The sequence below is a fragment of the Streptomyces montanisoli genome, assembly GCF_017813245.1.
Classification (GTDB): domain Bacteria; phylum Actinomycetota; class Actinomycetes; order Streptomycetales; family Streptomycetaceae; genus Streptomyces; species Streptomyces montanisoli.
The window spans coordinates 1-6,130 of record NZ_JAGIQL010000260.1; the positions used below are offsets into that span (position 1 = coordinate 1).

At 73.1% G+C, this 6,130-nt stretch carries 6 protein-coding genes; 3 read left to right on the top strand and 3 right to left on the bottom strand.

Translation table 11 applies throughout. The features are described 5' to 3' along the window. On the top strand, positions 1-564 hold a 564-nt coding region (locus JFN87_RS31575), incomplete at its 5' end, for a D-arabinono-1,4-lactone oxidase (protein ID WP_282961696.1). Between the two features lie 61 nt (positions 565-625). Beyond that, on the top strand, positions 626-1,411 hold the full coding sequence (dprE2, locus tag JFN87_RS31580; protein ID WP_209345702.1) for a decaprenylphospho-beta-D-erythro-pentofuranosid-2-ulose 2-reductase: 786 nt from the start codon (positions 626-628) through the stop codon (positions 1,409-1,411). 19 nt (positions 1,412-1,430) lie between these two features. On the opposite strand, the gene JFN87_RS31585 is transcribed toward dprE2, so the two are convergent. From JFN87_RS31585 to glyA, 3 genes are all read right to left on the bottom strand, one after another. Continuing rightward, positions 1,431-2,015, bottom strand: a complete 585-nt coding sequence (locus JFN87_RS31585; protein ID WP_209345695.1) for a 2'-5' RNA ligase family protein — start codon at positions 2,013-2,015, stop codon at positions 1,431-1,433. Positions 2,016-2,237: 222 nt separating this feature from the next. Beyond that, the gene (gene trpS / locus JFN87_RS31590; protein ID WP_209345697.1) at positions 2,238-3,251 is read right to left on the bottom strand and encodes a tryptophan--tRNA ligase; all 1,014 of its coding nucleotides are present in this window, start codon (positions 3,249-3,251) and stop codon (positions 2,238-2,240) included. Positions 3,252-3,263: 12 nt separating this feature from the next. Beyond that, positions 3,264-4,559 carry a serine hydroxymethyltransferase gene (gene glyA, locus JFN87_RS31595; RefSeq protein ID WP_282961697.1) on the bottom strand — a complete coding sequence of 432 codons (1,296 nt, stop codon included), beginning with the start codon at positions 4,557-4,559 and terminating at the stop codon, positions 3,264-3,266. 267 nt (positions 4,560-4,826) lie between these two features. On the opposite strand from glyA, the gene rocD reads away from it, so the two are divergent. Next, a complete protein-coding gene (gene rocD, locus JFN87_RS31600; RefSeq protein WP_209345699.1) occupies positions 4,827-6,071 on the top strand; it encodes an ornithine--oxo-acid transaminase in 1,245 nt (414 codons plus the stop codon). Positions 6,072-6,130: the final 59 nt, after the last annotated feature.

Here is a 6,130-nt window from a genome sequence, read left to right on the forward strand (position 1 = left end):
AACCGATCACCGGAGCTGGTCCCGGACGGCCTGCTGGGCGCCGGGGCGGTGCGCGCGCTGAACGCGCTGCGGTTCCGGGCCTCGCCGCCGCGCAGGGCGCGTGCTCTGCGGCCGCTGACCCGGCCGCTCGGCCCGTGGCCTCGCCTGGACCGCTGCTACGGCCGCAGCGGTTTCGTGCGGTACGAGTGCGTCGTCGGTCTCGGCCACGAGGACGCGCTGCACCGGATCGTGCGCCATGTCGCGCGCCGGGCCGTGCCGGTGCCCGCGGCGACGCTGCAGCGCCTCGGTGCAGCGGGCACGGGCCTGCTGTCGTTCCCCCTGCCCGGCTGGGCCCTCGCGCTCGACATCCCCGCGAGCGCGAGCGGCCTCGGCCGTTTCCTCGACGAACTGGACGAGGAGGTGGCCGCCGCGGGCGGCCGCGTCAACCTCGCCCAGGACGCGCGGCTGCGGCCCGGCCTGCTGGAGGCGATGTACCCGCGCCTGGCCGAGTTCAGGGCGGTGCGCGCCGAACTCGATCCCGACGGCGTCATCACGTCCGACCTGGCCCGCAGGCTCGCGCTCTGAGAGCCCGGCCCCGATGAGGAACCAGACCCGAAGAAGACACGAACCCCGAATGGAGACACCGATGAAGGACGCGTTCGGCGCCCCGCAGTCCCTGCTGGTACTCGGCGGCACGTCCGGGATCGGCCTCGCCACCGCGCGCAGGCTCATCGCGCGGCGCGCACGTACGGTATGGCTCGCGGGGCGTCCCTCCCCCGCGCTGGACGCCGCGGCCGCGTCCCTGCGCGCTCTGCGCCCGGACGGCCTGAGCAGTGACGGCGTGGACGTCCGTACGGTCGCCTTCGACGCCCTAAACCCGGCGTCCCACGAGGAGGCGCTCGGCAAGGTCTTCGCCGAGGGCGACGTCGACCTGGCGCTGCTCGCCTTCGGCGCGGCCGGCGACCAGGAGCACGACGAGGCCGACCCGCTCGCCGCCGTGCGCGTCGCGCAGACGAACTACACGGGGGCGCTGTCCGCCTCGCTGGTGTGTGCGGGCGCGATGCAGGCGCAGGGGCACGGCGCGCTGGTGGTGCTGTCGTCCGTGGCGGGCGAGCGCGCCCGGCGTGCCGACTTCATCTACGGGTCGAGCAAGGCCGGCCTCGACACGTTCACGCAGGGCCTGAGCGACGCGATGGACGGCACGGGCGTGCAGGTCATGACCGTCCGCCCGGGCACGGTGACGCCGCGGCACGACACGGCCGGGCGGCTGACCGCCACCGTGGAGGAGGTGGCGGGCGCGATCGAGCTGGGGCTGCGGCGCCGCTCCGCCACGGTGTACGTGCCGGCGCGGCTGCGGTTCGTGATGGCGGCGCTCAGGCACCTGCCGGGGCCCGTGTACCGGGCCGTGCAGGACGCGACCGTCCCGGAGTGACGGGGCAGGGTTACTGCGCTCAGCGGCTCACCGGCGCCCGGCGGTGCGGCGCGCCCTGCGGCGGCACGCCGTGGGCCTCGCCGCCGCCGAACGCGTACTCGCGCAGCTTGCGCCAGACGGCGTCGCAGCCCTGCTCGTACAGCGCGAACGACGTGCACGCCCAGGCGGCGCCGAAGTCGGCGAGCTCCTCGTACGCGCGGTCCATCGCCTCCTCGGAGATGGCGTGCGCGACCGTCACGTGCGGGTGGTACGGGAACTGCAGGTCGCGTGCGAGCGGCCCCGACGCGTCACGCACCCGCTTCTGGATCCAGTTGCAGGCCGAGCCGCCCTCGACCACCTGCACGTACACGACGGGCGACAGCGGCCGGAACGTGCCCGTACCCGACAGGCGCATCGGGAAGGGCCTGCTCGCCGCGGCGACGGCGGCGAGGTGGGCCTCCACCACAGGCAGCGCTTCCGCGACGGCCTCGGTGGGCGGCAGGAGGGTGACGTGTGTGGGGATGCCGTGTGCGGCGGGGTCACCGAAGCTCGCGCGCTGCCGCTGGAGCAGGCTGCCGAACGGCTCCGGGACCGCGATCGAAACGCCGAGCGTTACGGTCCCCACATCGATCTCCTCGCTGTCGACCACTTTCAGCTTTTCGGCTGTTCGTCCGGACTTGTCAGTACTCGACCCGGACGCACGCCAGTGTGACTCTCCCAGGGCCTCGTGACCAGTGTCCGCCATGTGGGATGTTTCCGGCATCGCCCGACCGGCCCCCCGCACCGGCCGGCGGGCCGGCCGACGAGCCGGCCGCCGGGTCGGTCGCCGCGCCGGCCGGCCCGGCGGTCAGTGCTTCGCGGGCAGGAAGCCGATCCTGTCGTACGCGGTCGCCAGCGTCTCCGCGGCCACGGCGCGCGCCTTCTCCGCGCCGGTCGCGAGGAGGGCGTCCAGGGTCTCCGGGTCCTCAAGGAACTCCTGCGTCCGGTCCCTGAAGGGTGTGACGAAATCGACCATGACGTCCGCGAGGTCCGTCTTGAGCGCGCCGTAGCCCTTGCCCGTGTAGCGGGCTTCGAGGTCCCCGATGGTGGTGCCGGTCAGCGTCGAGAAGATCGTCAGCAGGTTGCTCACGCCCGGCTTGTTCTCGGCGTCGAAGACGATCTCGGAGCCGGTGTCGGTGACGGCGCTCTTCACCTTCTTGGCGGTGGCCTTCGGCTCGTCGAGAAGGTTGATCAGACCCTTGGTCGTGGACGCCGACTTGCTCATCTTGATCGACGGGTCCTGCAGGTCGTAGATCTTCGCGGTCTCCTTGACGATGTGCGGCGAGGGGACGGTGAAGGTGTGGCCGAAGCGCCCGTTGAACCGCTCGGCGAGGTCACGCGTCAGCTCGACGTGCTGGCGCTGGTCCTCGCCGACGGGCACGGAGTCGGCCTGGTACAGCAGGATGTCGGCCACCTGGAGCACCGGATACGTGAAGAGGCCGACGGTCGTACGGTCGGCGCCCTGCTTGGCCGACTTGTCCTTGAACTGCGTCATGCGGGAGGCCTCGCCGAACCCCGTGATGCAGTTCATCACCCAGCCGAGCTGCGCGTGCTCGGGGACGTGGCTCTGCACGAACAGCGTGCACCGCTGCGGGTCGAGCCCCGCCGCGAGCAGCTGTGCGGCGGCGAGACGGGTGTTCGCACGCAGCACCGCGGGGTCCTGCGGCACGGTGATGGCGTGCAGGTCGACGACCATGTAGAAGGCGTCGTGGGACTCCTGCAGGGCGGTGTACTGGCGGATGGCGCCGAGGTAGTTGCCCAGGTGGAAGGAGCCGGCTGTGGGCTGGATGCCGGAGAGGGCGCGGGGACGGTCTGAGGCCATGAGCCCATTCTCTCAGGCCGTCGGGAGGCCCGGGGCCGGGTGGGCGGCCATCAACTCCGCCACCTCGGCCCTGAGCGCCGCCAGTGCGGCCTCGTGGCCCGTGCGCGCCGCGTTGACGCCGCGGTCGATCCACTCGGCCACGGTCGCCATGTGGCCGGTGCCGAGGCCCCGGCTCGTCAGGGCGGGTGTGCCGATCCTGATGCCCGACGGGTCGAAGGGCTTGCGCTCGTCGTACGGCACCGCGTTGTGGTTGACGACGATCCCGGCGCGGTCGAGTGCCTTCGCCGCGACCTTGCCCGGGACGTCCTTCGGCGTCAGGTCCATGAGGATCAGGTGGTTGTCCGTACCGCCCGACACCAGGTCGAAGCCGCGCGCGAGCAGGTGGTCAGCGAGCTCGCGCGCGTTCGCCACGACGGCGTGCGCGTAGGCGCTGAACGACGGCTGCGAGGCCTCGCGCAGGGCGACCGCGATGGCCGCCGTGGTCTGGTTGTGCGGGCCGCCCTGAAGGCCGGGGAAGACCGCCCTGTCGATGCGCTTGGCGTGCTCGGCGCGCGACAGCAGCATCGCGCCGCGCGGGCCGCGCAGGGTCTTGTGCGTCGTGGTCGACACGACGTCCGCGTGCGGTACGGGCGAGGGGTGGGCGCCGCCCGCGATCAGGCCCGCGATGTGCGCCACGTCCGCGACGAGCACCGCGCCGGCCTCGCGTGCGATCTCCCCGAACGCGGCGAAGTCGATGGTGCGCGGCACCGCCGTGCCACCGCAGAAGATCGCCTTCGGCCGCTCCCTGAGCGCCAGGTCCCTGACCTCGTCGAGGTCGATCCGCCCGGTGTCGCGGCGCACCCCGTACTGCACGCCCCTGAACCACCTGCCGGTCGCCGACACGCCCCAGCCGTGCGTGAGGTGGCCGCCCATCGGGAGGGCCATGCCCATCACCGTGTCGCCGGGCTCGGCGAAGGCGAGGTACACGGCGAGGTTGGCCGGGGAGCCCGAGTACGGCTGGACGTTGGCGTGCTCGACGCCGAACAGCGCCTTGGCGCGCTCGGCCGCTACCCGCTCCACCTGGTCGATGACCTGCTGGCCCTCGTAGTAGCGGCGCCCGGGGTAGCCCTCGCTGTACTTGTTCTGCAGGACGGTGCCCGACGCCTCGAGGACGGCGCGTGACACGTAGTTCTCGCTGGGGATCAGCCGCAGCGTCTCGGCCTGGAGGTCCTCCTCCGCGGTGACGAGGGCGGCGATCTCCGGATCGGCGGCGGCGAGCGCGGGACGTGTGCGCTGCGTGGCGGGGGTCATGGCATGGGCGGTGGTCATGGCTTCGTCCTCCGGGACGTCCGTGTCAGCGGTCGGGTCCCGGTGCCCAGGCGGAGCGACACGTCGGTGCGGTGGCCGTGCCCGCGCGGCTCCCCCGCGGTCGTTTCCGCGTGCGCCAGTCGCCGTGCGTCCCGGCCCACCCTAGTGGGCCGTGCCGCCCCGCACGCCGTCCCTGGGACGGAGGGTCAGCATTGCCTGCCGCAGGGCAGTAATCCGAGAGAAACTGGCGTACGACCCTCTTCGTGCCGAACGATCGGAGGACACACCATGTCGACCACCTCCAGCCCCGTGGGACAGGTCACCGGGCAGGGCACCGCGCAGGCCATCGCCTCGGCCGAGGCCCACAGCGCGCACAACTACCACCCCCTGCCCGTCGTCGTGTCCTCCGCGGAAGGCGCGTGGATGACCGACGTCGAGGGCCGCCGCTACCTGGACATGCTCGCCGGCTACTCGGCCCTCAACTTCGGCCACCGCAACCAGCGGCTGATCGACGCGGCCAAGGCGCAGCTCGAACGGGTGACGCTCACGTCGCGCGCGTTCCACCACGACCGGTTCGCGCGGTTCTGCGAGCAACTCGCCGAGCTCTGCGGCATGGAGATGGTGCTGCCGATGAACACGGGCGCCGAGGCGATCGAGACGGCGGTCAAGACGGCGCGCAAGTGGGGCTACGAGGTGAAGGGCGTGCCGGACGGCGAGGCGAGGATCGTCGTCGCGTCCGGCAACTTCCACGGCCGCACGACGACCGTCGTCAGCTTCTCGACGGACCCGGAGGCGCGGGCCGGCTTCGGCCCGTACACCCCCGGCTTCGACGTCGTGCCGTACGGCGACGTCGCGGCGCTCGAAGCCGCGGTCACGGACCGCACGGTCGCGGTGCTGCTCGAACCGATCCAGGGCGAGGCGGGCGTGCTGGTGCCGCCGCCCGGCTACCTGGCGGCGGTGCGCGAGCTGACGCGCGCACGGAACGTCCTGTTCGTGGCGGACGAGATCCAGTCGGGCCTCGGCCGCACGGGCCGCACGTTCGCGTGCGAGCACGAGGGCGTGGTGCCGGACATGTACGTGCTGGGCAAGGCGCTCGGCGGCGGCGTGGTGCCGGTGTCCGCGGTGGTCTCGTCGGCGGAGGTGCTCGGCGTGTACCGCCCGGGCGAGCACGGCTCGACGTTCGGCGGCAACCCGCTGGCGTGCGCGGTGGGCCTCGAGGTGATCGCCATGCTCAGGACGGGCGAGTTCCAGGAGCGCGCGGCGCGCCTCGGCGACCACCTGCACGAGCAGCTCGGCCGCCTGGTCGGCCACGGCGGGGTGACGCAGGTACGCGGCCGGGGCCTGTGGGCGGGCGTGGACATCGCCCCGGAACACGGCACGGGCCGGCAGATCTCCGAGCGGCTGATGGACAGGGGCGTGCTGGTGAAGGACACCCACGGCTCGACGATCCGCCTGGCACCACCGCTGGTGATCTCGCAGGAGGACCTGGACTGGGGGCTGGCGCAGCTGCGGGGGGTCCTGGCGGAGTCGTAGACGGCGGCGCGCGCCGGCCGCCGGCCGCCCGGTGGCGCACGGGCGCCGCGCCGGCACCC

Bases quoted from the DNA above. Each gene is read 5' to 3' on its own strand.
- dprE2 (WP_209345702.1), top strand. From the start codon at position 626: ATGAAGGACGCGTTCGGCGCCCCGCAGTCCCTGCTGGTACTCGGCGGC.
- trpS (WP_209345697.1), bottom strand. From the start codon at position 3,251: ATGGCCTCAGACCGTCCCCGCGCCCTCTCCGGCATCCAGCCCACAGCC.
- glyA (WP_282961697.1), bottom strand. From the start codon at position 4,559: ATGACCACCGCCCATGCCATGACCCCCGCCACGCAGCGCACACGTCCC.
- rocD (WP_209345699.1), top strand. From the start codon at position 4,827: ATGTCGACCACCTCCAGCCCCGTGGGACAGGTCACCGGGCAGGGCACC.